General features: G+C 71.2%; 15 protein-coding genes. 2 read left to right on the forward strand and 13 right to left on the reverse strand.

Annotation, left to right across the window (positions count from 1 at the left end):
- Positions 1-55: 55 nt before the first annotated feature.
- From K8625_RS26820 to K8625_RS26880, 13 genes are all read right to left on the reverse strand, one after another.
- A complete protein-coding gene (locus K8625_RS26820; RefSeq protein ID WP_223784290.1) occupies positions 56-880 on the reverse strand; it encodes a phospholipid scramblase-related protein in 825 nt (274 codons plus the stop codon).
- Positions 881-922: 42 nt separating this feature from the next.
- Entirely contained in the window at positions 923-4243 is a 3321-nt protein-coding gene (locus K8625_RS26825; protein ID WP_223784291.1) for a carboxypeptidase regulatory-like domain-containing protein, read from the reverse strand.
- Positions 4244-4303: 60 nt separating this feature from the next.
- The gene (locus K8625_RS26830; RefSeq protein WP_223784304.1) at positions 4304-4990 is read right to left on the reverse strand and encodes a 1-acyl-sn-glycerol-3-phosphate acyltransferase; all 687 of its coding nucleotides are present in this window, start codon (positions 4988-4990) and stop codon (positions 4304-4306) included.
- Positions 4991-5100: 110 nt separating this feature from the next.
- Positions 5101-8649 (reverse strand): AAA family ATPase, encoded by a 3549-nt coding sequence (locus K8625_RS26835; RefSeq protein ID WP_223784292.1) that lies wholly within the window; start codon positions 8647-8649, stop codon positions 5101-5103.
- Positions 8646-9899 carry a DNA repair exonuclease gene (locus K8625_RS26840; RefSeq protein WP_223784293.1) on the reverse strand — a complete coding sequence of 418 codons (1254 nt, stop codon included), beginning with the start codon at positions 9897-9899 and terminating at the stop codon, positions 8646-8648. The genes K8625_RS26835 and K8625_RS26840 overlap by 4 nt, the downstream gene beginning before the upstream one ends.
- Before the next feature lie 88 nt (positions 9900-9987).
- Positions 9988-13245, reverse strand: a complete 3258-nt coding sequence (locus K8625_RS26845) for a carboxypeptidase regulatory-like domain-containing protein (protein WP_223784294.1) — start codon at positions 13243-13245, stop codon at positions 9988-9990.
- Between the two features lie 82 nt (positions 13246-13327).
- Positions 13328-15868, reverse strand: a complete 2541-nt coding sequence (locus K8625_RS26850) for a carboxypeptidase regulatory-like domain-containing protein (protein WP_223784295.1) — start codon at positions 15866-15868, stop codon at positions 13328-13330.
- A 246-nt stretch (positions 15869-16114) separates the two neighbouring features.
- Positions 16115-19351 carry a carboxypeptidase regulatory-like domain-containing protein gene (locus K8625_RS26855; RefSeq protein WP_223784296.1) on the reverse strand — a complete coding sequence of 1079 codons (3237 nt, stop codon included), beginning with the start codon at positions 19349-19351 and terminating at the stop codon, positions 16115-16117.
- Between the two features lie 66 nt (positions 19352-19417).
- Complete coding sequence (locus tag K8625_RS26860; protein WP_223749358.1) at positions 19418-19639, reverse strand: hypothetical protein; 222 nt, start codon at positions 19637-19639, stop codon at positions 19418-19420.
- A gap of 136 nt (positions 19640-19775) precedes the next feature.
- Positions 19776-20645, reverse strand: coding sequence for a cyclopropane-fatty-acyl-phospholipid synthase family protein (locus K8625_RS26865; RefSeq protein WP_223749357.1), 870 nt, complete (start codon positions 20643-20645; stop codon positions 19776-19778).
- Positions 20642-21379, reverse strand: coding sequence for a hypothetical protein (locus K8625_RS26870; protein ID WP_223749356.1), 738 nt, complete (start codon positions 21377-21379; stop codon positions 20642-20644). Before K8625_RS26870 ends, K8625_RS26865 begins: the two co-directional genes overlap by 4 nt.
- Positions 21376-22728, reverse strand: coding sequence for a HAMP domain-containing sensor histidine kinase (locus tag K8625_RS26875; protein WP_223749355.1), 1353 nt, complete (start codon positions 22726-22728; stop codon positions 21376-21378). Before K8625_RS26875 ends, K8625_RS26870 begins: the two co-directional genes overlap by 4 nt.
- The gene (locus tag K8625_RS26880; protein WP_223784297.1) at positions 22725-23042 is read right to left on the reverse strand and encodes a hypothetical protein; all 318 of its coding nucleotides are present in this window, start codon (positions 23040-23042) and stop codon (positions 22725-22727) included. Before K8625_RS26880 ends, K8625_RS26875 begins: the two co-directional genes overlap by 4 nt.
- 504 nt (positions 23043-23546) lie before the next feature.
- Here K8625_RS26880 and K8625_RS26885 point away from each other — a divergent pair.
- Together K8625_RS26885 and K8625_RS26890 are read left to right on the forward strand one after the other, a co-directional pair.
- Positions 23547-24446 carry a halocarboxylic acid dehydrogenase DehI family protein gene (locus tag K8625_RS26885; protein WP_223784298.1) on the forward strand — a complete coding sequence of 300 codons (900 nt, stop codon included), beginning with the start codon at positions 23547-23549 and terminating at the stop codon, positions 24444-24446.
- A gap of 260 nt (positions 24447-24706) precedes the next feature.
- On the forward strand, positions 24707-25609 hold the full coding sequence (locus K8625_RS26890) for an alpha/beta fold hydrolase (RefSeq protein ID WP_223784299.1): 903 nt from the start codon (positions 24707-24709) through the stop codon (positions 25607-25609).
- Positions 25610-25641 lie beyond the last annotated feature (32 nt).

A 25641-nucleotide genomic window follows, 5' to 3' on the forward strand; every position in this document is an offset into this window, starting at 1 on the left:
ACGCCCGCGTCCAGGTCTTCTCGCTTTCGGATGTTCCGCGACTCGCAGGAAGCCCTCAATCCACGATGTCCACGCCGGTGCCGAACAGCGAGCGATTCTTGCGGTTGTCGAAGTAGGTCAGGTCCACCAGCAGCGCGGCGGCCAGCACCAGTTGACGCAGCCGGCCGTCGGCGCACGAGGGCTGGAACTCCAGGCTGAAGTTGTCCGCGTCGCTGAAGGTCTCCTGCAGCAGGCCGCTCCACTTCTTGCGGATGACGGCCACCTGCCCGCCGCGCTGGAGGATGCGGAACGTCCACGGCTTCCAGAAGGGCCCCTCCACCGTGGCCAGCACCGCGCCGGTGGGCGACACGATGTCGAAGCCCCGGCCGAACAAGCGGAAGCGCTGGACGATGTCCCCCATGGGCCGGCCATCCCACGCCGTCACCTCCGCGCGGGCGAAGAAGAGGTGCCAGGGCAGCTCCACCGCCATCGCCAGCGTGCCGCCCACCGTCATGCACTCCAGTCGGGCGCGGTAGAAGGGCCAGAAGTTCCGCGCCAGCCGCGACATCCAGCCCTCGCCCGTCTCGCCCACGTACACGGTGCCACGGCCGTCCTCGCCACAGACCTCGTACTTGTTCTTCCCCTCCCAGCCGATGAGGATCTCCAGCGTCTCGCGGAACTGGCGCATGCGCAGCGTGGCCGACGTCAGCACGGCCTCCAGCGACAGCCGCAGCTCCAGGCTCATGTAGCGCGGGTCTCCGGGTGCCCCCTTGCCCGCGAGCGCCTGCGCGGGCTCCTCGGGAGCGGTGGACGGCGCGTCCCGGGGCTCGGAGCGTGCCTTGCGCGCGCCCCAGTCCAGCTCCAGCTCCGAGTCGGTGCCCCACCCTGGCTTGTCACCCATGGAAGCAGGGCTTAAGCGGCATCCCGCGCGGACGCAAACGCCTCACTCGGACTCCGAATCCTCCGCCACCTCGATGGGCTCCAGGGGGTGCCAGGTGGGCTGGATGTCGAGCGTGACGGCGCCGCTCGCGGGCAGGTCCACCTCGCCCCGATGCACCTGCTCCCGGCGCGTGTCGAAGTTCAGGCTGCTGAAGAAGAACGTGTAGTGCCCGGCGGGCAGCTCCTCGAACGTGGTGTCGGTGTGGGGCCAGGACTGGACCGCCAGCCTCCGGCCCAGCTGCTCCAGCTCCAGCAGGGACTTGGGCAACGGCACGTCGCCGGGGAACAGGTAGGTGTTCAGGATGGCCACGCGCTCGTTCATCATCATCGTCCCCCGCGCGGGGAGGTTGAGCTTCAGCGTCGTCGCGCCCGCCATCTCCTGGAAGTGGAGCACCTTGCGCTCGCTCGGGCCCAGGCGCACGCGCTGGGGGAGGAAGCGCACGGAGTCGCCCTGGAAGCTCATGTCCTCCCCGGGCGCGACGGTGTACTCGCCGGGCGGCAGGCCCGAGACGCGGAACGTCCCGTTGCCCCGCTCCACGTCCAGGGCGTCCTCGGGGGAGAGCAGGTTCACCACCTGGACGTGGGTGTCCACGGGGCGGCCCTCGCGGTCCTTCACGGTGCCCTCCAGGCGCGCGCCGGAGGACATGCGCAGCTCCAGCGGCGCGCTGCTGTCGCCCACCTGCTCGCTGAGCGGCAGGTAGTCCGGATGGGTGAGCGTCAACACGAGCGGCCCGGGCTCGAGGGGTGGGAGCTCGAAGGTGCCATCCGCGCGGGTGATGGCCGACGCGAGCGAGGGCGGTCCCTCGTCCAGGTCCTCCGAATCCTCGTCCCGGCGCGCCCCGGCGCCAGGCGACTTCACGTCCACCTCCACGCCCACCACCGGCGCGGAGGTCCGCGCGTCCAGCACGCGGCCGCGCAGCCGACGTCCGGCCTTGAGCACCACGTCGCCCAGGTCCAGGTCCTGGCCCCGGGGGACCTCCACCTGGCGCACCACGCGCGTGAGCCCCGGGGCATCGAGGGTCAGCCAGGTGGTGCCCGGCTGCTCCAGGGACACCTGGAAGGCGCCGTTGGCGTCACGGTAGGGCACGTCGTCGATGTTGAAGCGGGTGACGGGTGTGCCGTCCTCTCGCACCAGGCGCCCGCGGACTCCGCCCACGTAGCGCACCACCAGCCTCAGGTCCGTCACGCCCGCCTGCGCCTGCACGCCCGAGATGCGCCGGGGGTCGTCGACGTCTGTCGCCTCGTCCGCGCCGCGCAGCGTGTAGCCCGCCATCGTCAGGTCCACGCGGTAGCGCCCCGGCGACAGGTGCTCGAGCGTGAAGCGCCCGTGCTCGTTGGACTGGGCCTGCGCGGGAGGGGGCAGGGGCGCGTGGTGTCCGAACCGTCGCCGGCCCGAGTCGGGCTCGGTCAGCGGATAGGCGAAGACGCTCGCGCCGGGCTGGGGCGTGCCGGCCTCGTTCACGACGAGCCCGGAGATGGACAGGCCTCCGTCCATCCGCACCGTCACCGTCTTCGTCTCGGTGGCCGTCAGCGTCACGTCGACGGTGGCCTCCCCCACGCCGCTGTGCTCGAGCGAGGCGCGCAGGACGAACCGGCCCGCTGGCGCGCCCTCCAGTCGGAAGGCGCCCTGCGCGTCGCTGCGCACCCAGATGGGCACGGGCTCCTCCTGGCCCGCGGGCGTCAGCGTGATGGCCACGTTCGGAATCGGGGTGTCCTTCAGGTCCACCACGGCGCCCACCACGCGCGCGCCCGGCTGCATCACGACGCGGACGTCCTGGGCGGGCGCCTCCACTTCCAGGGTGGTCGCGAGGAACCCCGGCACATCGGGCGTGAGCCGGTGGAGGCCGGGCGAGGGGAGGTTGAGCACGAAGCGCCCCGCGTCATCCGTCAGCGCGTCGATGACCGGCCCATCCGCGAAGGGCGCGTCCGGGTCTCCATGCTCCAGGTCATGGGGCTTGCCGTCGCGTCGGCCCTTGGGCTGACGCAGCCACTTCATGGCGGAGAGGGTGATGTCCGGCAGCGGTGTGCCCGCCGGGTCGACCACGATGCCCTCGATGACGAAGGCCCGCTCCATCGTGAGCTCCACGGGGGGCGTGCGATGCGTGACCTCCACCTCGGTGGTCTCGGTGGGAAGGAAGCCCTTGGCCGACACCGTGAAGTGGTGGATTCCCAGCGTCGCCTCTTCCAGCTCGAAGCGCCCGTCGGCTCCCGTGACGGCTTCCGTGTCGGTGTAGACGGTGCCGCGTGAGTTGGCGAGCACCGTGGCGCCCTCGATGGGCTGGCCCGCGGTGTCGCGCACCACGCCCGTCACCCGCACGAGCGTGCCCAGGCGCACCGTCACCTCCGCCTCGGTCTGCTCCTCGTCGAGGGTCGTCTCCGCCTGGCCCTGGTGCTGTCCGTGACGGGCCTTCAGCACGTAGTCGCCCGGAGGCAATCCCTCCAGGACGAAGCGCCCGCGCGCGTCCGTCTCGGCGGTGACGCGGGTGTCGACGACCTCCACCTGGACGTTGGCGACGGGCTGCTCGTCGAGGAGCACCTGGCCCACGATGTTGCGGGGCCGGTGGAGCACGATGTCCTCCGCCTCCAGCTCATCGGGCGAAATCGCCCGCATGCACGGACCGACCCGCTGGTCGTCGTCCACCTGGAGTCCGTAGGTGCTCGCGGGCAGCGGGCCCAGCGTGAAGCGGCCGTCGCCGTTGCTGGTCGTCTGGAAGAAGCGCGAGTGTGCGGTGTGGAAGAGCGTCAGCTTCGAGCCCGCCACGGGGCGCAGGGCCTCGTCCACGACGCGGCCGGTGAAGACGACGCTCGGCTCGAGCACCAGCTCCACGTCCTCCGTCCCTGTCGTCACCTCCGTCGCCAACGCGGCGCCCTTCGCGCCCACGGCCCACAGCGCGACGGTGCCCTCGGGAAGGTTCCGCACCTCGAAGGCGCCCTCCGCGTCCGTGGTGACGCGCGCCACCACGGGCGTGTCGCCGCGGCCCGCCTGGATGAGGTCGCGCAGGGTGGCGAGCATGCCCGGGTCCTCGCACTCCGCCGCGGAGAGCGGGGTGTCGACGTCGGTTCCACAGGGGCGCAGCGAGAGCGACTCGCCGGGGAGGGCGCGCGAGACGGAGAGCTCCACGCCTGGGGCGGGGCTCTTGTCGGCGGCGAGCACGCGGCCCCGGAGGCTCAGCGTCCCGCGCACCTGGGCCAGCGGCGCGCTGTAGGAGGGGGTGACGGAGGCCGGCGAGGTGGAGGGCTCGGGGGGTGACTCCTGGACGAGGACGAAGGCCGCGCCCAGGGCGAGCACCGCGAGCGTGAGCGCCAGCACCAAGGGCCTTCGCATGGTTCCCTCCCCGTCGGAGGCCCACGGTAGCAGGGCTTCCGGCAGGAAGTCGCCAGGGGCTCAGGCGCGGGTGGAGAGCGCTTCCAGGCGGGCCTTCTCGGCGACGATGAGGTCGCGGACGTGGTCACGCAGCGCGGCGACGTCCTGGAAGCCCGAGGGGTCCACCGGAGGCATCACCTGCACGTGGCAGTGCGCGGAGGTCTCCAGCACCAGGCCGTGCTTGGGCAGGGTGCGCGCGGTGCCGGTGAGGACGATGGGGATGACGGGGCACTGCGTCTTGAGGGCGAGCGCGAAGGCGCCGTCCTTGAAGGGCTTGAGCTGGCCGTCCTCGGAGCGCGTGCCCTCGGGGAACATGAGGATGGGGACGCCGCGCGCGAGCCATGCCTCGGACTGGGCCAGCATCTTCAGGATGCTCGCCTTGTCGCCACGCACCAGCGGCACGTAGCGGTTGAGGTGCATGTTCCAGCCGATGAGGGGCAGCTTGAAGTTGGCGGCCTTGGAGACCCACTTGAAGGGGCGGTACAGGCCGAAGAGCACCAGGATGTCGCCGAGCGACTCGTGGTTGGACACGAGCACCGCGGCGCCCTTCCACGGCAGGTGCTCGCGGCCGTCCACCTTCAGGTGCCACAGCGGATTCACGTAGAAGTAGAGCTGCGCCCAGAAGCACGAATACAGGTGCAGCACGAGCCCGTTCCGGTCGAAGGGCGTGGTGAGCGCCCACACCACGACGGCCCCGAGGAAGAGCAGCAGGCTGGAGATTCCGAGGAACGTCCAGAAGACGATGGAGAACAGGAGTCGAATGGCGCGCAGTGTGCCACAGGCTCGCGAGGGGGAAAGCAGGGAGTTGGGCGCGCCCGTCATCCCGCTCTGCGCGTGGTGGAGGCTTCGTGGGCCTCGAGCACGAGCAGGCGCGCGCCCTCGGCCTCGAAAAGGGCGCGCAGCCAGGGGTGACAGGTGAAGGCAATGACCTGTTGTTGCTCGGCGAGCCGGGCGAGCAGGTGGATGGCGCCTCGGGCCCGCGTGGGGTCGAAGTTCACCAGGATGTCATCCACGATGAGCGGCAGCGCCCCCCGGGTCTCCCCGAAGTCGCGGACCACGGCGAGCCGGAAGGCGAGGTAGAGCTGCTCACGGGTGCCGCGCGAGAGCTGGGCGGCGGGCCAGTCGCGCTGACCGTCGCTGACGCGCAGCTCGCGCTCGTCACCGGCGGGGATGAACACGCGGCGGTAGCGGCCCTCGGTGAGCAGCGCGAAGTGCTCGGAGGCGAGCTGCACCACGCGGGGCTGCTGCTCCTCCTCGAAGCGATGGCGGGCGCGGTTGAGCAGGGCGAGGGCCAGCTTGTCCTCGGCGTAGCGGGTGGCGAGCTCGGCGACCTTGGCGCGGAGGGTCTCCTCCTGGATGCGCAGGCGTGAGAGCAGGTCGTCGTTCTCCCACTGTTCGAGCTGGTTCTGCGTGGCGCCCTGCTCGGTGAGGACGTCCTTGAGCTTCGACTGTGCCTCCGAGTGACGCGAGCGCACCTGTTCCAGCGTGACGCGCAGCCCGTCCGCGCCGCCGAGGGAGCGGAGGGCCTCGCGGACCTGCGCGTCGGAGAGCCCGGTGCGCGCCTCGATGCGCTGGGCCAGCTCGCGGGTCTGCCGGACGAGCCCGGCGTGGCGGCGGGCCTGCACGGCCCGACGACGGAAGGTCTCCTCGTCACCACCGCCACCTTCGTGGAGCAGGGCGGCGAGGGCTGCGTCCTCGGACTGACAGAGTGTGTCGAGGCGCGCCTTCTCCTCGCGCAGCTCGCGACGACGCTCGTCCACGGCGCGCCGCTCGGTCTCGCGTTCACGGTCCGCGTCGAGGGCCGAGTTCACGCTCGCGACGAGTGCCTCCGTGGTCCTGGAGGAGAGGAGGTCCTCGTCGTGGAACGAAGCACCTCCGTCGAGCGCCGGAGGGACGCGAGCCCCGCGGAGGCCCGTCGTGCTGGACGCCGTGAGGGTCACGGGCGACGAGGCCTCGGTCGACGCATCGCGGTTCGGCGAGCCCGAAGCGTTTCGCAAGGACGTGTGTGAGTCCGCCGTCCTGGTGAAGTGAAGGGCGCCTTCGTGGGTCGGAGTTCCGTCTGGCGACGCCGGACCCGTCAGCGCGTGGGTGCGCTCCGTGCCGCTCGCGGCGAGTGCCACGGGCGTATTCAGGGACAAGGACCCGGTCGGCGCATCGAGGCCCGACGAGACGGACCCCGCCTGGGTGCGCCCGGACGCGTTCGTGAACAGTCCCCTCGTCAGCTCATGGAGCCGCGTCACCACCGCCGCGCAGGTGTCCTCATCCGCGTTGACGGCGGCCTCCTCGGCGCTCACGTCCTGCCAGCGCTGTCGGAGCGCGGAGGCCTCCCGCCACAGTGTCAGCGCCGCGGGCGCGGGCAATCCCGAGGGGAACTTCCGTGACGCCAGGCACACCGCGAGCTCGGCGTTCAGCGTCGCGAGCCGCCCCTCATGTCCACGCAGTGTCTCGCCCGCCTGTCGCTCATCACGCGAGGCCACATCATGGCTGGCACGCAGCACGTCCCGCTCGCGCAGCAGCACCTCGCGCCGTCCCGCCTTCTCCAGCAGATCCGCCAGCATGCCCTCGCGCACGGTGATGTCCGCGAGCGTCGCCAGCGGCGCGAGCCCCGCTTCCATCGACGCCGTGAGCAGCTCCCGATGCAGCACCTCCTCGCGAGCCGCCAGTCCCGCGAGCGTCGCGCGGAGCCGCTCCTCCGTCTGCTGTCGCTCCCGCAGCCGCGCCGCCTGCGCCGCGCGCTCCACATCGCGAGCCGACTCCACGCGCCGCCGAGCCAGCTCCACCAATCCCGTGAGCAGCAGCCCACCCGCGAGGCACATCGCCCCCGCCGCCGAGCCACCCATCAACCACGCGCCCACGGCCAGCGCCACCACGATGGCCGCGGCCGCCGGCACCCACCACACCGGAATCACCGCGACGTTCGGCGCCCCAGGCCCCACGCCGGAACTGCGAGAGCCCTCGAGCTGTCGCCGGGTCTCCTCCTTCTTCTCCCCCAGCCGCTCCAGCTCACCGCGCACATCGCGCATCCGACGTGAGCCCGCCTGCTGTTGCCGCACATGCGAGGGCCGCACATCCGGCAGCTCCGCGAGCTCCGCCTCCAACCGCGCGAGCACCCCATCCAACCGCTCCCGCTCGGAGCGAGCCCGCCCCCAGGCGGCGAACGACTCCCGCCGTCCCGTCTCCTCCGCCTCCAGTCGCGTCGACAGCGACTCCAGCCCCGCGCGAGCCCCCGCGCTCAAGTCGAGCCCCATCAACCCCACGCCATCGACGTCGAGCCCCAGCTCCTCCAGCGACATCTCCACCTGACGCCGCTTCACCCGCAGCGCCGCACGCCGGGCCGGCAGCGCGCGAATCCGCTCCGAGTGCTCCGCATACGAAGCCAGCGCCGAGCGCAGCGCCTCCTCCCGCCCATGCACCGGCGAAGGCGCGGACAACCGCGTCAACTCCGCCTCGGTGGACGACAGCTTCTCCGCGAGCCGGGCCACCTCACCGCGATAGCTGCGACTGCGCTGGAGCGCATCCTCCAGCCGCGCCTCGCCACCCTCGGGGAAGGTCTCCAGGGACGGCAGGCCCTCCAGCTCCGCCCGGGCCTCCGCCAGCGCCGTGACTTCACTCAGCGCCGAGGACAGGCGCTCCAGCCGCTCCAGCTCACGCCCGTCCTCCAGGACCCGAGTCTCCAGCCCGAGCAGCTCCCCGCCCAGCGCCTCCAATCGCTCGCGCTTCGCGAAGTAGAGCGCGGGCCGGTTCCCCTGCTCGCGAAGCTGCTCCTGGACCTCCTCCAGCTCACGGAGCTTCACGTTCAGCTCGGGGTTCGTCCCGCTCGCCTTGTAGAGCCGCTCGGCGCTCTTGCTCAGCGCGGACATCGCCTCCGGCAGTCGCCGGGCCCCGCGCATGCTCGCGGCCACCAGCGCATCGGAGGCACCCCGAGCCTCCGTGAGCTGCTCGAAGCCCGCGAGCTCCTCCAGCCGGAAGGCGAAGACATCGAAGTACAGCTCCCGCGTGACATGTCCCCGCGCGTCCTTCAGGCGCTCCTCGGACACCGGCTCGCCATCGGCCCCGAGCACCGTCAGGCTCTCGGCCTTCCGTCCGCGAGGCGTCGCCATGCGCCGCACCGTCAACGGCCCCGTCGCCGTGAGGAGCCGCAGCTCACCGCCGAAGGGCGTGTCCTCCTCCGAGGGCGCATACCGCTCCGGATGCCCGCGCTTCTCGAAGCCGAACAGCATGGCGCGAAGGAAGGCGAGCAGCGTGCTCTTGCCGGCCTCGTTGGGCCCGTACATCAGGTGCAGCCCGGGGCCCAGCTCCAGCGACAGCTCGGAGAAGTGCCCGAAGCGTCGCACCCGCAGCGAGTCGATGCGCAAGCCTGGCTTCATGCCCCGTCCTCCTCGTGCAGCGCCTCGACGCCCAGCAGGCTCGCGCGGGACACCCACTCCTTGCGAGGCGTCTCCAGCACCTCCACGCCCAGGCGCTTCAGCTTCTGTCCCAGGCTGCCGAGCGCCTCCTCCTCCCACAGGCGCGTCAACGCCCCCGGGTCCTCCTCCAGCGCGCGAGCCTCCTCCAGCAGCGTCCGAGCGAAGCCGCCCTCCGCCGTGAGCGCATCCCAGTCCAGCTCGGGACGGCTCGAATCCCGCAGCGACTCCAGCAGCACCGGAGGATGTCCCGCCGCCAGCTTCGCGCGAAGCCCCTCCTCCAACTGCGAGAGCGCCCCCGGACGCGCCAGCTCCCGGTGCAGCGGCCCGCGTCCCGTGAGCACCACGCGCACCGCGTGCCCGTCCAGCTCCTGGGTACATGCCGCGTCCACGGCCTCGCTCAGCGTACCCATCAACCCATCCAGCGTGGCCACGCCCGTGAGCGGCACCTCCACCCGATGCCAGCGCACCGTGTCCACGGGCACGAAGCGCCGCCGCGTCCCGCCGTCCTCCACCTCCACCAGCACGCAGCCGCGCTCACCGGTCTCCAGCACGTGCCGGCCCTGCGGATTGCCCGGGTACACCGCGAGCCCGCCGCCGGGGAGCGTCAGCTCGCCGCGCGTGTGCACGTGTCCCAGCGCCCAGTAGTCCAGCCCGCGCGAGCCCAGCCCCGCGGGAGTGCAGGGGGCGTAGTTCGCATGGCCCTCGGCGCCGCCCAGGTTCGCGTGCAGCAGGCCCACGCTGAAGCCCTCGCCGGTGCGACGGAAGCGCGAGGACAAATCATCACGCACCTCCACGTCGGGATACGAGACACCCTGCACGCGGCACAGCCGGCGGCCCTCGCGCCGCACCTCCGCCTCCTCCCAGTCCGGGCCGAAGACCTTCACCGAGGACGGCAGCCCGAGCGTCCCCGTGTCGCCGCTGAGCGGATCATGATTCCCGTGGACGATGAACGCCTCGATGCCCGCGACGTGCAGCCGCTCCAGCTCCCGGCGCAGGACGAGCCGCGCGCGCACGGAGCGGTCCTTCACCTCGAACAAGTCTCCGGCGAGCAGGAGGAAGGTGACGCGCTCGCGCAGGCACAAGTCGACGATGCGCGCCAGGGCGCGGAAGGTTGACTCCTGGAACCGGGTCAGCAGCGGGCCGTGGGCGGCGATGCCGCGGAAGGGAGTGTCCAGGTGCAGGTCTGCGGCGTGGACGAACTTGAAGTGCATGGCGGGCCCCGCACCGTACCTGAAGCACGGCGCGGCTCTCGTTTCCAGCCCGCAGACGCACGCGTGATGTCCGACAGTCGCGAGGCGACTACTCCTGGGTGACGTCGAGCCTCCGCCACGCGAGCTGTAGCGTGCGAGACATCGTGCCACTCGCGGGGATGTCCAGTTCCTCGGTGTGGAAGCGACCGAGCGCGTCGGGCGTGAGGAAGAAGACGGTGACCCTGCCCTGCGGGACATGGGCGAACACCACTTCGGTGTCCCCCACCTCGTAGGTGCCGGAGATGCCCTGGAACATGACCTGGCGGAGCGCGGCGGGGCTCGTGGGCGGAGGCACGCTGCCGGGCACCAGCGCCATGTCCACGCCTTGGTCCGTGGGCACGCTCAGCCGCACCGTGGCGCCGCCCGCTGCGGGCTTGAACTGCACGGACACTTCGCCGCTCGAGGGCACGTTCACCTGTTGTGGCAGGTAGGCCAGGGAACGGCTCTGCCGACCGCGAGGCTCCATCCGCAGCGTGTACTTCCCGGGGTTGAGCGCGCTCGCCTTCCCGGCGCCGTTCTCCAGGACGATGGCGCCCTCGGCGCCCGGGCCCTGATAGCTGACGAAGCCGTCGATCTTCTTCCCCTGCGCATCGCGCGCCGTCACGTTCAGCCGAGCGCCGGGGTCCATGCGCACCGTCACCTCGGTCTGCGTGGCGTTGATGGGGACGAGCTGCTCCCGGTAGCGCTCGTGCAGGAATAGCCGGAGCGTGAGGGGGCGGGCTTCCAGCTTGCCCAGGTCGAAGCGGCCGTCGCGGTCCGTGGTCTTCAGGACGAGCTGTCGCGGGAAGTCGCGGCCCTCGTCGCGCAGCTCGCTGTCGAGCGCCACCAGGACGTTCTCCGCGGGCTCGCCCGTCGTCGCGTCCAGCACGACGCCCGTGAGCGAGCGGCCCGCTTCGAGCCGGATGTCTCCCAGGTCGACGTCGGCAGACGCCTCGCCGCCTTGCACGGCGCGAGACACGGTGGGCAGCCCCTCCGCGCTGAAGACGAACTGGGCGCGTCCCTCCGTGGAGTGGTTGGGGAGCGAGAAGGTCCCGTCCTCGGACTCCAACTGCTCCGCGTTCACGCGGAAGCGGGGGATGGGCGCGCCGTCGGGTCCGAGGAGGCGACCTTTGACATGCGAGTGCCGCTTCATCACGAACCGGGCCTGCTGCGTGTCGGCCTGGATGAAGAGGTCCTCGGAGCCCGTCGCCGCCGGGCTGGAGGAGGGCGTGGAGCGCTCCGGCAGCAGGGTGTAGCCGTGCTTCGTGGCGGCGAGCCTGTACCCGGTGGCCTCCAGGTGTCGGAGCATCGCGCGTCCGTTCGCGTCCGTGCCGACGCCCGAGGCGAGCCGATGCATCTCCGAGTATTGCTCCTCGGAAGTGGGGACCAGCGGCTTGGCTTGCACCAGGGCCTTCTCCACGGGCTGTCCGGAGGTGTCGACGACGAGCACCTCCACGGAGCGCTCCTCGGGCAGTCGCATCGTCACCTTCGCCACGGCGCCGTCGCGCACCTCCACCTCGGCCTCGGCCTTGCGGTCCACGCTGGGGGACGACCGCCTCGCGAAGATGCGGTAGCGCCCGGGGGCGATGCCCTGGCGACGGAAGACGCCCTGGTCATCCGTGCCCATCGTCTCCAGCGGTTCTTGGGCCTCATCGCCCGCGTCCACCCGCCCCAGGACCACATGGAAGCGCGGCATGGGTTGCCCTCGTGAGTCCGTCACGGTGCCTTCGACGGTGCCACCGGCGCTCAGCGTCAGGAGCACGTCCTTGGCGGGGGCGGGCGTCGACAGGTTGAATGGGACGAAGCGCTCGCTGAAGGTGAGCACCTTGTAGTCACCGGGCTCGGTGGCATCGAGCACGAAGGAGCCGTCCTCGGCCGAGAAGGTGCTCTCCTGGGGCTCGAAGTCCCCGGCGTGCTCGACGATGCGGTGCAGGTCGAGCTTGATGCCCGCGAGCGGACGTCCCGAGCCGTCGACGACGCGGCCGGTGACGGACGTGGCGAGCGTGAGGGTGAAGTCCTGGGAGCGCATGTTGGAGGACATGACGCGCTCCTCGGCCTGGAACATGTCCACGTAGCCGTCGGCCTCGATGGTGAAGTCCCAGCCTCCGGGAGCGACGGGCCCCGCGCGGTAGCGGCCGTCCGGGCCGGTGAGCGTCTCCAGCTCCTCGACGCGTGAGCGGTCCGTGGAGCGGAGCTTCACGCGGGCCTTGGCCACGGGGGCGCCCTGGTCGTCAGTGACGCGTCCCTCGACACCGAGCGCCTCACCGAGGTTCAGTGTCACGGGGGACGAAGGCGTCTTGCCCAGCTCCACCAGGGCGCGTGCGTACTGGCCTTCGTGTTCGGCGGTGAGCCGGTAGTGACCGCTGCCGGGCTCGAAGGTGAAGCGGCCTTGCGCGTCCGTCTTCGCGCGCAGCGGCGGCCTGTCCTCCATGACCTTCTCGCGGGAGGCGAGCACCTCCACATCCTTCACGGGAGCGCCATTCGAGAGGACTCGCCCGGTGAGCGTATGTCGACGGCTCAGGCGGATTTCGTGAGGCTCCTCGCGGAGCTGGAGCCAATCGAGTGTCGGACTCCAGTCCTGCTTCGCGGCGAGGACGACGTAGGAGTCGAAGGGAAGGGGGCCGAGCTTGAAGTGGCCCCGGGCATCGGTGGTCGTGTCGAAGAAGCGCGTGTTGCGCCAGCTGGCGAGCGTGATGGCGACGCCGGGCACGGGGGCGCTGTCCTCATCGAGGACGCGACCGGACATGAACAGCGGGTCGTCGAGCATCAGTGGGACGCCGCTGCTCCCGGCGGGTACCCCCATGCGAGTCCCCGCGCCCTGGGAGGAGAGCGCGAGCAGTGTCTGGGGGCCTTCGGGCAGACCCTCGAGGACGAAGGAGCCATCCTCGGAGGACAGCGTCTCCGCGTGCACGGGGGCCTCGCCCTGACGAGCGAGCAGCAGGGAGACGAGGATGCTCTCCGAGGCGGGCATGCAGTCGACGAGCATCCGGGTCGCCCAGGGCTCCGGGCTCAGCGCATCGTGACGGGAGAGCAGCTCCTTGGGGCAGAGCGTCGCGGACAGCGTCTCACCGTCCTCGGGCCAGGACGCGGAGACACGCGCACCGGCGACGGGCTTGCCCGATGTGTCCAAGACGGTGCCGCGGATGATGAGCCCGGCGCTGGACGGGGGCAGGGGAGCGGACGTGCGAGGCAGCGCGTCGTGTGCGGCGCGAGCCTGTCCCGTGGGCGCGCGAGGAGGAGCCGAGGGCTCACCGCTCCACGGCCGCCACACGAGGAGCACGAGGACTCCGATGACGAGGATGCTGCCCCCCAAGAACCACCTGCGCATGCACGAGCTCCGGCTGCTGACGTCGAAGCCTCAGGATAGCAGCCGGAGCCCCACGAGCCTCTGGGCAAGTCGCGCGTGGCCGTCACCCGCCGGGGGAGATGCGGACCGTCACTTCATGCTGCGAGGCATCCACCTGCACGGCCTGCGTGAGGACCTTGTCGTGAACGCTCAATCGGAGCGTCAGCGGCCCGGCGGGGACATGGTCCAGATTGAAGCGTCCGTCCTTGTCCGACCTGGAGTGGGCGAGCATCCTGGAATGGCGAGAGTATTCATCGTCCTCGAGCCATTCACTCAAGAGCATGACCTCAACGCCCTTGACGGGCGCTCCTGTCTCCGCGTCGAGCACCACGCCCCGAAGCGCTCGGCCGGTCTCCAGCCGTATCTCCCCGAGGTCGACGTCCGGCCCGTCCCAGCCACCCAGCACACCGCGCTCCACGGAGGGCAGGCCCTTCACGCTGAAGATGAAGGGCGCGACCTTCACGTGCTCATGATTCTCCAGGGAGAAGGTTCCATCGGGTGAAGTCACGGGCATGCGATTGACCTCGAACTCACGAATCGGCGCACCTTCGGGACCGACGAGCCGGCCTCGGACATGGGTGCGCCGCTTCATCACCAGCCGCACCTGCGTCGCGTCTGCTCCGACATGGGCCTCGTTGTCTTTCGCGGTGACCCCTGTCGAACGCTCAGCGCGCAGTTCATGGCCCGCGAGGGTTGCGCTGAGAGAGTAGGTCTCGAGGCCCAGTCCTCGGAGGATGAAGCGTCCATCTGCATCGGAGGCGACTCCCTCCGGGATGCTCACGCCGCAACCCCACTTGAGATTCATCTTGTTGAGGCCTCGCCCGGCGGGTGCCTCGGCGCGCACGAAGACGCCGCGCAACGGAGTCCCGCTGGAATCGACGACGACTCCTTCCAGGGTGCGAGGCTCAGGGAGTCGTAGCTCCACCTTCGTCACCTCGCCCTCTCGCACCTCCACTTCGGTCCAGGTCGCCAGGTCCGCGCTCGGTGTCAGCGCCTCTGCCCGCAACTGGTAGCGTCCAGGTGCGACCGCCTCATGTGAGAAGCGGCCGAGCGGGTCCGTGTCTTCATTCGCCAGAGGTTGAGCGGGGTCGCTGAATTCGAGGGGGACCAGGTAGACGGTGTACTGGGCGAGCGGGAGCCCACGCGCATCGGTCAGGGTTCCTTGCACCGAGCCCCCCGTGCTCATCGTCACGAGCAGGTCCTTCGCGGGCGCTCTCGTCTTCAGATGCTGCGTGACGAAGTGGTCGCTGCGTGCGGTCAGCACGAAGTCATGGGGCGCGGCCACATCCAGGACGAAAGCGCCCTCGGAGTCCGTGTACGTGCTCCAATCCATGTGTAACAGGTAGTCCGGTGAGTCCTCCAGGGAGAGATAGGCTCCCGCCAGGGGACGTCCTTCCTTGTCCACCACGCGTCCCGCGATGGAGATGGCGTCCATTAGCGCGAAGTTCATGGGGCCCATGCCGTGCGCCAGCTCGACGCTCGGGTCGCTGTTGTACGAGTCGATGTATCCGGGGGCATCGATGGCGAAGCGCCAGCGGCCCGGCTCCACGGGGCCCAGGCGGTAGCGTCCATCCGCGCCGGTGGTGATCTCCAACGTCTGTTGGGGGCTCTGTTCAGGTGTCGCCTTCACGCGTGCGCCCACCACGGGCTCTCCCCGAGCCTCGCCGACGATGGTTCCCTCCACGTACAGGGCGTCGCCCAGGTTCAGGACAACCTCGGGCGGCGACTCCGCGTCCAGGCTCACCCGAGCGAGCGCGGCGAGTCCCGCCTGCTCCGCGGTGAGCACATACGTGTCCGCGCTCAGCTCGAACGCGAAGCGCCCCTCCGCATCCGTTCGCGCCTCCGAGCGGCCCCCGTCCCGTCTCCAGTCCTTCGGGCTCGCGATGACCTCCACACCCTCCACGGGCACGCCCTGCAACACCACGCGGCCCGTGAGCGTGCGCGGTGGGTACATCCGGAGCTCGAGGCCCGGGGAGGGAAAGAACTCCGAGATGAACCTGGGGCGCCAGCCCTCTTTCGTGGCGAGCAAGTGGTACTTGCCGTCTGGCAGGGGACCCATCTCGAATCGTCCCCGCGCATCGGTGCGCGCGTCGAAGAATCGGGTGGTCTGTGCGCTCACCATCAGCACGGAGACTCCTTCCAGGGGCTGGTCGTCATCACCCACGACCTGTCCTGAGAGCTTCTCCCGGGACTCGAGGGCCAGCTCCACGCCTTGACTGCCCGCGGGCACGCCCGTACGCAGAGCGGCCCCTTGCTCCGAGATCGCGAGCACCGCTTGGGGGCCCGAGGGCAATCCCTCCAGGACGAAGGTGCCATCCTCGGCCGACAACGTCTCTGCGTGGACGGGTGACTCGCCTTGCCGCGCGAGGAGCATGTCGAGGAGGTCGTCGTCGGAGGCGGAACTGCAGCCCAGGAAGCCCTGTCCGTGCGAGGGCTCGCGCGACAAGGCCCTCTTGCGTGACAGGGACTCCGCCGAGCAGGAGAACGCCGAGAGCGTCTCTCCCTCCTCGGGCCACGACGCAGACACGCGCGCCCCCGCGATGGGCCTGCCCGAAATGTCCACGACGATGCCCCGGATGGAAAGCCCGGTGCGCGGGCGGGGCAAGGGAGGAGACCTGCGTGCAAGGGCACCTGACTCCGGTGCGGACACGCGTTGGGCAACGTCCTCTTCCCGCCGAGTCTCCGACGGCGCGTCCTCCCCCCACAGCACCCAGCAGAGGAGCACGAGCACCCCGGCGGTGATGCCTCCCACAATCCATCCACGCATGACGGGCTCCGGTGGTCCGACGTCGAGGCGTCAGGATTACGACCGGTGCCCCCGCGACTTCCTCACGACTCCTTCATGACTTCCTCACGGCTGGCTCGCGGCGACCCCGAACGTCCGCCAGACGGGCCGCACCGAGTGAGACATCGTGCCGCTCGCGGGAACGTCCAGCACCTCCGCGTGGTACCGGTCGTCCTCGGGCCCCATGAAGAAGAGGGTCGTCTTCCCCGTGGGCACATGGGTGAAGGTGAAGACGTGCTCCGTGTCGTCCCCTCCAAGCTGCCCTTCCTGTCCCAGGCTCATCCACCGCTGGAGGTCCTCGGAACGCTCGGGCAGCGGCGGGGTGCCGTGGACCAATCGCAGGTACGTGTTCTCGTGGAAGGCGACGCGGACCGTCAGCGTGGAGCCCCCGGTCACGGGTTGGAGGAGCACGGACACCTCCCCACTGTCGGGGACCTCCACGGCTTGCGGCAGGTAGTTGAGGGCGCTGTCCTTCTTGCGCGCCCCTTCCGCCTTCAGCAGGTAGCGACCCGGCGTGAGCCCTCCCATCTCCATGCGGCCCTTGTCCAGGGTCGCCCAGTCCGAAAATCCCTCGGGCCCCTGGACGGTGACGGTTCCGTCGAGCGGCGCACCTCGGAGGTCCACCGCCTTCGTGAGCAGGCGCGCGCCGGGCTGCAGCCGCACCGTCACCTCCTGCTGCGAGGCCTCCACCGTCACGCGCTCCTCGCGGTAGTTTCCGCGCTGGCTCACGAGGAGCGTGAGCGTCCCCGTGGTGACGGGCCCCAGCGCGAAGCGCCCCGCTTCGTCCGTCAGGCTGTGGATGGCGGTCCGCTCGTTGACGTGCACCTGCACGTTGGCGCGAGGCAGGGGCGCTCCCGTCCGTGCATCGACCACCACGCCCCGCAGCCTCCGTCCCGCCCCCAGCCGAATCTCCCCCAGGTCGACATCCGGCCCGTCCAAGCCGCCCTTCACGTCGCGCAGCACCGAGAGCAAGCCCTCCGCCTCGAAGGCGAAGGTGGTGATACCGGGACCCTCACGATTGGGCACCGAGAAGGTGCCATCCTCGGACGTCACCCGAATGGAATCGACGTTGAACTCGGTGACGGGTGCGCCCTCCGGCCCGACGACGCGTCCCCGCACGTGGGCATACCGCTTCATCACCAGCCGCACCTGCTTCACGTCGACAGGGGCGACGACCAGGCCGTTCTCGAGGAGCACCCCCGTGGATTGCTCCGGGCTCAGCGCGTAGGCCAGGTGCAGGGCGGTGAGCGAGTGCTTCTCCAGCCCCATCCCTCGAATCAGGAAGCGTCCGTCCGCGTCGGTCTCGACCCCGTTCGGTGGCCCATGGCGATGGCGCGGATGGACGAGCACCAGGCCGCCCTGGGGGTTCGGCGCGAGCGAGTGGGCCCGGACGAAGGCCCTGCGGATGGGGGCTCCCGCGCCATCGACGACGATGCCCTCCAGGTTGCGCTGCTCGGCGAGCCGCAGGTCCACCTTCGTCACCTCGCCCTGACGGACCTCCACCTCGGTGGAGACCTCCTGGTTCACGCCGTCCGTCACCTGCTGGGCCACGATGCGATAGCGCCCCGGAGGAACGCCCTTGCGCGAGAAGCGTCCCTCGGACGTCAGGCCCCGCGCGGTCAGTATCTCACCCGGCTCTTCGGTCTCCAGCGGAGCGACGTACACGGTGAACCCGGAGAGCGGCAGGCCCCGGGCATCGGACAGCGTCCCCTCCACTTCGCCACCGGCGCGCAACATGACGAGCACATCCCGAGCGGGAGCCGTCATCTTCAATCGCTGGGTGACGAAGCGATAGGTCTGCGGGATGAGCTCGTACTCACCGGGGGCCGATGCATCCAACACGAACGCACCGTCTGGGTCGGTGAGCGCGGTCTCCTGCGTCACGTAGTCCACCGGGTCCTCGAGCCCGGCCTGCTCCAGGTTCAAGTGGATGCCCGCGATGGGATGGCCCGCTTCGTCCACCACGCGTCCGGAGATGGAGGCGGCGCGCTCCAGCGTGAAGTCATGACGGCTCGAACCCGGAGTCAGCTTGAGCTCCTGTCCATGGGGCAGGTCGAGGTATCCGCGAGCCTCGACGAGAAAGTCCCACGGGCCCGGCTCCACGGGACCCAGTCGATAGTGTCCATCGGTGCCCGTGGTGGCCTTCAGCTCGCGATGGGGAAGCAGCTGGGAGGTCGCTGTCACGACAGCCCCTGCCACCGGTTCGCGTTGAGTCGCGCCGAAGACCGAGCCCTCGACATGGAAGGCCTCTCCCAGGTTCAACACCACCTCGGCAGGAGGCGTCTTCTCCACCGTCACGCGCGCGAGCGCATGGCGCCCTTCCCGCTCCGCGGTGAGCACATACACGCCCGGGTCCAGCTCGAACGCGAAGCGCCCCTCCGGGTCCGTGCGCAGCTTCAGCGGAAGCTCCCCCTCCTCACGGGTCGCGACCACCTCCACGTCCTTCGCGGGGGCGCCCGAGGACAGCACCCGACCGGTGAGCGCGCGTGGCCGCGACATCCGAATCTCCAGGTGCTTGTCCAGATAGAGCTGGTCGGCGAGCACGGGAGGCCAGCCCTCCTTCGTCGCGAGCACGACGTGGCTGTCCGCGGGGAGCGGTCCCACCTCGAAGCGTCCCTGCGCATTGGTGCTCGTATCGAAGAAGCGCGTGTGCTGGTGGCTCACCACCAGGATGGAGACCTCGGCCAGGGGCGCGCCGTCCTCGTCCACCACCTGCCCTGACACCCGCGGGCGATGCTCGACCAACAGCTCCACGTCCTCGCTCCCTGCGGGCACGCCGGGTCGCGAGGCCGCGCCCTGCTCGGAGAGCGCGAGCAGCGTCTGCGGCCCCGCGGGCAGTCCCTCCAACACGAAGGTGCCGTCCTCGGCGGAGACGGTCTCCGCATGGACGGGGGACTCGCCCTCGCGCGCCAGGAGCAGCGAGAGGACGGTGTCCCGGGTCCTCGGCAGACAGTCCGTGACGTTGTCCTGGCGCGTGGTCTCCACGAGGAGCTCCGGGTGGGCGCCACCCTCCCAGGGGCACGGCAGCGTGGACAGCGTCTGCCCGTCCTCGGGCCACGACGCGGAGACGCGAGCGCCCGACACGGGACGACCGAGCCGGTCCACCACGGTGCCGCGGATGGACAGGCCCGCGCTCGAGGGCGGCAGGGGCGCGGACGTCCGAACCCGCCTGGCGCGCTCGGAGCGGGTGCGCGACGCGGAGGCGCGCTCACGCGTGGGAGAGGACTCCTCGGCGCGCCACCGGCCCCAGGCGAGGAGCACCAACAAGACCGCGATGCACGCCCCCACAATCCACCCGCGCATGAAGACTCCGGCTGACCGACGTCGCGGCGTCAGGATAGCAGCCGGAGCCCTCTTGCGCGGAAGGCGCTACCGCATCTGGCCGCTGCCCGCGTCGGTGCCCTGCATCTGCTGGCCGTTGCCGTAGTTGCCGCTGCCGCCGGTGCCCTCCTGGTGCTGCAGGGCATCCCGGTTGCGACCCGAGCCGCCCATGGCTCCCGAGTTGTCCTCACGGCTGCGCTCCCGGCAGCCCGTCGCCATCAGCGTCGCCGCCACCGCCACCACCGTCATCCATCGCGTGAAGGTCTTCATTTCGTGCCTCCTTTCAGGCTCGCCCAAGGCTGGGGGCGCACCTGGCGGGGCGCACGATGGACGCGGACGCTCGGCCCCACGACCGCCCCGGACCCGGAGGCCGCCTGGGGTGTCTCCACGTCGCGAGAACCGTTGCTCAGTCCTCGCGACGCAGCACGAGCAGGCCGTACTCGAGTCCGCCATCCATCAACGCCTGCTGGAGCCGCAGGTGCTCGCGGCGCGACTCGCTCCGGGCGAGCACGCGCGAGGGCGGCTGTCCCGGTGTCGAGTAGCGCTCATGCGCGAGCAGCTCCAGCGTGAGCGACCAGAACCCCACCGCGCGCCCGGACACGTCGTCGCGCACCTCCAGCTCCAGCCCGGCCGCGTGCGCGGCGGACAGGTACTCATCCACGGCTCCGATGCGCGTGCGCCAGTACCGGTCGAACGGCGCGGCCAGCTCCGGTCGCCCCAGGAAGCAGTCCGCGATGGCCAGCACGCCGCCGGGACGCAAGAGCGCGCGCACCCGGCGGAACCACTCCGCGCGAGGCAGGTAGCTGCTGCTCTCCACCGCCACCACCGCGTCGAAACACGCGCGCCCCGGCACCGCCAGCGCGTCACAGTGCATCGGCTTCACCCGCGCGCCCACGCCCTCGATTTCGGCGAACGTGCGCACCAGCTCCACGTGCGAGGGCACGTTCGTCACCGCCGTCACCCACGCCCGATGCGCGGAGGCCCAGTACAGCGCGCCGCCGCCCAGGCCGCAGCCCACGTCCAGCACGTCGCCGCCGTCGGGGAAGCGCCCCACCGCGCGCGCCAGCTCCGCGAGCAGCGCCTCCTGGGACGCATGCACGCGCTCGCGCACCAGCGGCTCGGGCTCGCCGGGTGGGGGCACGTCATCCACCAGGCCCACGTGGAAGTGCACGCGCGGACCGGGGCCATAGCGGCGGAGGATTCGCTCGGTCTTCTCTTCGTAGTAGGCGGCCACGGCGTCGTGGCGGGCTTCGGACCGTGGGGGTTCGACCCTCATGGCTCCACCTCCGGAAGAATGGGTTCGATGCGTCGCAGCGCCGCGTCCAGGCAGCGCAGGTCCTGGGCGCGCAGCGACTCGGCGGCCTGTCGTGCCCACGTCACCACCGTGAGCCGGTCCTCCACGGGCATGGAGGTGAAGCGCGTGTCCTTGGAGCGGATGTCCTCGGCGACATGCGCCGCCACGCCCAGCGCGAGCCCCACCTGCACCGCGCGCTCCTCCAAGCGAGTGCCCGCCCACAGCACGCGCAGGTACGCGGCCCACTGCCTTCCCGCGATGCCCTCCGCCACGCGGCGGAACAGCGGCGCCGTCCACTCCCGCGCGCGCACCTCGAGCGCCTGGGGTCCCGCGGCGAGGGCCAGCATCCGCGCGCCCTCCTCCAGTGCATTCACGGGCACGCCGGCATGGGGCTCGGCGAGCGTGGCCCACGCCAGGTTCTGCAGGAGGAACTGCGCGCAGGGGCCCACGCGCAGCGGCTCGTCGTAGTAGGTGCAGTCGCCGTCGATGAGGTCATCGGCGAGGTTGCCCGCGCAGAAGCTGAGGAACAGGCCCACGCCGCGCGCGGTGAGCATGGAGCGCTCCAGGCCCGCCTCGGCGCCGGCCTCGTAGAACAGGGGGAGGGGACCGGGCTGCGCGGCCTCGAGCGCGGCGAGCACATCGCGCTCCGACGCGTCGGGCAGCTCCAGCCGCCGCAGCACCCGCAGGGCCTCCTGGTACAGGGCTCCTCCGCTCATCGGTACTCCCTGGGTAGGAACAGGCGCAGCAGGGCTCCGCCGTCGGGGGCATTGCGTCGGTGCAGCGTCCCGCCGCTGGCGCGCAGCAGGCACTCGCTGGTGTACAGGCCCAGGCCGGTGCCCTCGGGCTTGGACGTGTAGAGCTGCTCGGCGGGCACATCGAGCAGCGCGCTGGGGAAGCCCGGCCCGTCGTCGGCGATGACGACCTCCAGCCGTCCGCTGAGCGGCTCCACGCGGGCCTGGATGCTCACCCGGCTGGCGCCGCGCTTGCCGTCGCCTTCACACGCGTTGAGCACCAGGTTCTCCACCACGCGGCGGAGCGTCGTGGCGCCGCCGCGCATCATCGCGCGCAGGGGCTGGCCGGGCTCCACCGACAGCTGGATGTCCACGTCGGGGAAGCGCAGCCCCACGCTGGCGCGCACGCCCTCGAGCAGCGCAGGCAGCTCCACCGGCTCCGGCTCCGAGCCGACGTAGCGCCGGCCCTTGGCGCGAATCTCCGCGACCATCTCCCGAATCTGGCGGAGGCTCTCGTTGAGGGTCCTGAGCAGGTCCTCATGGTCGGCGCGGCCGTGGCCGCCGCGCTGGGTGCCCATGAACGACAGCATGTCCGCCGCGGTGGCCGCGGACATGAGGGCGCTGTCGAGCTCGTGGTGGTGACCGAGGATTTCCCCCAGCGCGCGCGACAGCCGGCCCACGTCCTGCTCCTGTTGCTCCAGGAGCTGGGCCTGCACGGCGGCGCGCAGACGCTCGGCCTCCGCGCGGGCGCGGTCGTGCTGCACGGCGAAGGTGCCCAGGTACAGCTCCGCGGTGAGGGCGGCGGGGCCGATGACGCCGAACAGGCCCAGGTGCTCGTCGCTGTCGCGCAGGGGCAGGGCCGCGAGCAGGGCCACGGTGGTGCCCAGCGCGAGGAAGGGCTGTCGGGGCGTCACGCGGTGGAGCCGGCCATGGAACGCGGTGGTGAAGAGGAAGAGCGAGGCGATGACGGTGGCGCCCTGCAGCTCCGACATGGCCATCAGCGCGGCGAGGAAGAAGTGCAGGCTCGTCACGCCGAGCACCAGCCACACCCAACCCCACGTCTCGAGGTGGCTGCGTCGGCGGTGGACGGCGGAGAAGAGCAGGCCGCTGACGAGCATGGGGGCGGCGCACAGGAGGCCCTGCGCGAAGGGGATGCCGAAGGTGCGCTGGGCGCCGGGGGCCCACGCGACGACGGCGAGCACGGCGAGCACCACGGTGGTGAGCACCCACCAGGGGCCCACGCCGGCGGCGGCCAGCACCTCGCGAGGGTCCTGGGCGAGCGTCCAGCGGCGGAAGGCGGCCGTGACGGCGCCACCGGTGGGGCGAGGGCTCATACGGTGGTGGTCAGGGACGAGCCCGCCACTCGCTGGAGCAGGTTGACCTCGCGCGTGGCGTCCTCGACGCGCTGGCGCAGCTCGTGGACGAGCGAGGCGTGTCCGCGGCGCGTGACGCGCACCTCCACCTCGCCGCCGGCGAGCAGGTGATGCAGCGCCTCGAGGACGGGCTCGAGCGCGGGGTTGAGCCCCACCGCGCCGCCGGGTCCTTCCACGGCGCCGAGCTGTTGGATGCGCAGCAGGTAGTCGTTCACCGCGCTGGCGAGCGGCACGTCGACGCGCCGTGGTGCCCAGGTGTCGTGGTCTGCCTGCATGTCGCTCTCCCCCGGGCGCGTGGTGGCGTCCTCGCTGCGATGGTGGGACTGGGGCGGAAGGCGCCGCGGGTGGGGCGTCCGCCTGGGCCCGGTGCACGCGAAGGAGCACGGGGCCTCGCATCCGTCGCCGCGGGAAGCGGGGCGGAGGCGCACGTGGGGGCTGTTTCGATGAGGTCGCGCGAAGGCATGGAGACGCACGGGTCTCCGGTGGTGCGCGTCGACGGCTGTCGAGACCTCATGCTGGTTGCCCCCCGCGAACCAGTCAGGCGCGCGGCCATCCGGCGTCGCGCGACAGGCAGCAAAGCGAGCCGTCGCCGAGGGGTCAAACGAGGCCCGTCGGGAGTGTTCTGTAGTCCGCGAGGGCCCCACCCCGAGGGGCGGCGGTGTGACGAGGGGAGGACGGGTGGGTGGGCCTGGGGAGCGGGGACATCCGGGCGGCCGGGCGTGGGGTGGAGGTGTGCTGGGCGTCGAGCCATCCGCACCGTTGCCGGCGGGGGTGTCGTCATGGCCAGGGTGAAGCAGGTGAGCGAGCAGGAGGCGCGGGGCGACGTCGAGCGCGTCTACCACGAGCTGCGCAGGACGATGCGGGTGACGGGGGTGGACGTGTCGTTGCGGACGTGGGCGGCCTGGCCGCGCTTCTTCGTGGCGATGTGGGAGGCGATGGGGCCGAACGTGGAGACGCGGGCCTTCGAGGAGTCGGCGTTGGAGCTGTGGCAGCAGACGCTCGACACGACGGTGGCGTGGGACGAGCTGGGGGCGTGGGAGGCGGCGAAGCTGGGGCCGAGCCAGCGCTTCCACGTGCGCGGCGTGCTGGAACTCTACGAGACGATGCTGCCGAGGGTGACGTTGATGGTGGCGGCGGTGCGGCTCGCGTTGGAGGGGCAGCGGGTGGGGCGCGGGGAGTCGCCGGGAGTCGGTGAGCGGCTGGAGCGGGGCGCGCCCTCGCGGATGGCGGCGATGGAGTGGGTGGCGGAGAAGCCGACGGAGCCGGGAGTGAAGGCGGTGTTCGCGGACATCGTGAAGACGGTGGGCCCGCCGGGGGTGCCGGGGGAGTACCGGGCGCTGGCGTGCTGGCCGGGATACCTGGAAGCGGCGTGGCGTCGGCTGAAGCCTCGAATCGGGGACGCGTCGTACCAGCAGGCGGCGGAGGTGCTGCGTGAGTCCGCGAGGCGGCGCGCGCGGGAGCTGCCGTACGTGGTGACGCTGAGCCGCCAGCGGGTGACGGCGCTGGGCGAGGACGCGGACGCGGTGCTGAAGGTGACGGAGGCGCTGGAGCGACGAGGCACGGTGTTGCTGCTGAACCTCTCGCAGCTGGTGCAGGACGTGCCGGACATGCTGCGCCAGCCGATGCCGGGCGCCGCGAGGCTGGTGCCGGACTGGGTCGCGGCGGAGGAGCTGCGATGAACCTGCGCGATGCGCGGCGGAGGTGGCGTCTCTTGCTGACACGCGCGGTGCCGCGGCGAGGGTCCACCCCTGCCTTCAGGAGACGCGGTGATGGCATGGGCACTGGCCGCGCCGCCTGGTGACGCGGCGAGTGACGGACCCGGTGGTGGCGGAAGCACCGCGATGGGCTGTCGTGGTGCGATGAAGGGATGGTCGTGCCTCTGGATGGCGCAAGCCGCGACGAGGTGCATGACGGAGCCGATGGCGACGGGGGAGCAGCGATGAACTGGCGCGAGTGGCAGGGGCGGCAAGAGGTGATGGAGTCGGGTGGCCACTTCGTGAGCTACGTGGACTGGGGCAAGGGGCCGCCGGTGGTGTTGCTGCACGGCATCCCGACGTGGAGCTATCTGTGGAGCGGGCTGGCGCGAGCGCTGGCCGCGTCGCACCGGGTGTTGGTGCCGGACCTGTTGGGGTACGGCTTCTCCGACCGGAGAGACAGGTTCGACCGCTCGGTGACGCGACAGGCGGAGGTGCTGGAGGCCTGGATGGAGCGCCTGGGCGTGGTGGACGCGGCGGTGGTGGGTCACGACGTGGGAGGCGGCGTGGCGCAGCAGCTCGCGGTGCGCTACCCGCGGCGCGTGAGTCGGCTGTGTTTGATGGACAGCGTCTGTTACGACGCGTGGCCGCTCGCCCTGATGTCGCAGCTCGGCACGCCGGGGATGGCGAGGAAGCTGTCACCCGAGCGGATGACGAAGCTGCTGCGATTGGGGCTGAAGAAGAAGGGCTTCGTGAAGGCGCAGTCAGCGGAGCTGCTGGAGGGACTGCTCGCGCCCTACACGACGGAGGTCGGCTGGGTCTCGCTGTCGCGCAACGCGGTGGCGCTGAACACGAACCAGACCCAGGAGCTGGCGCCGAAGCTGGGCCAGCTCGCGGTGCCGACGCTGGTGATGTGGGGCGCGGAGGATGGACTGCTGCCCGCGAAGTACGGCGAGCGCCTGGTCTGGGACATCCCGGGTGCGCGGTGGATGCAGGTGCCGGACGCGGGGCACTTCGTGATGTGGGACGCGCCGCACACGGTGGCGATGGAGCTCTTCCGTTTCATCGAGGGCGCCTCTCCGGTGAACCATGCCCAGGTGCGCACGGTGGCGGAGGAGCTCTGGGGCACGCAAGCGCCCGTGGCCTGAGTCGAAGCGGAGGGGCGAGTGTGTTGGTGCTC

Origin of the sequence: Myxococcus sp. AS-1-15, from assembly GCF_020037055.1 — a bacterium.
Lineage (GTDB): Bacteria > Myxococcota > Myxococcia > Myxococcales > Myxococcaceae > Myxococcus > Myxococcus fulvus.

Excerpts from the sequence above, each read along its gene's own strand:
- K8625_RS26885 (WP_223784298.1), top strand. The coding sequence starts at position 23,547 with ATGGCCAGGGTGAAGCAGGTGAGCGAGCAGGAGGCGCGGGGCGACGTC.
- K8625_RS26855 (WP_223784296.1), bottom strand. The coding sequence starts at position 19,351 with ATGCGCGGGTGGATTGTGGGGGCGTGCATCGCGGTCTTGTTGGTGCTC.
- K8625_RS26835 (WP_223784292.1), bottom strand. The coding sequence starts at position 8,649 with ATGAAGCCAGGCTTGCGCATCGACTCGCTGCGGGTGCGACGCTTCGGG.
- K8625_RS26890 (WP_223784299.1), top strand. The coding sequence starts at position 24,707 with ATGAACTGGCGCGAGTGGCAGGGGCGGCAAGAGGTGATGGAGTCGGGT.
- K8625_RS26875 (WP_223749355.1), bottom strand. The coding sequence starts at position 22,728 with ATGAGCCCTCGCCCCACCGGTGGCGCCGTCACGGCCGCCTTCCGCCGC.
- K8625_RS26820 (WP_223784290.1), bottom strand. The coding sequence starts at position 880 with ATGGGTGACAAGCCAGGGTGGGGCACCGACTCGGAGCTGGAGCTGGAC.
- K8625_RS26865 (WP_223749357.1), bottom strand. The coding sequence starts at position 20,645 with ATGAGGGTCGAACCCCCACGGTCCGAAGCCCGCCACGACGCCGTGGCC.
- K8625_RS26880 (WP_223784297.1), bottom strand. The coding sequence starts at position 23,042 with ATGCAGGCAGACCACGACACCTGGGCACCACGGCGCGTCGACGTGCCG.
- K8625_RS26840 (WP_223784293.1), bottom strand. The coding sequence starts at position 9,899 with ATGCACTTCAAGTTCGTCCACGCCGCAGACCTGCACCTGGACACTCCC.
- K8625_RS26825 (WP_223784291.1), bottom strand. The coding sequence starts at position 4,243 with ATGCGAAGGCCCTTGGTGCTGGCGCTCACGCTCGCGGTGCTCGCCCTG.
- K8625_RS26860 (WP_223749358.1), bottom strand. The coding sequence starts at position 19,639 with ATGAAGACCTTCACGCGATGGATGACGGTGGTGGCGGTGGCGGCGACG.
- K8625_RS26870 (WP_223749356.1), bottom strand. The coding sequence starts at position 21,379 with ATGAGCGGAGGAGCCCTGTACCAGGAGGCCCTGCGGGTGCTGCGGCGG.
- K8625_RS26845 (WP_223784294.1), bottom strand. The coding sequence starts at position 13,245 with ATGCGCAGGTGGTTCTTGGGGGGCAGCATCCTCGTCATCGGAGTCCTC.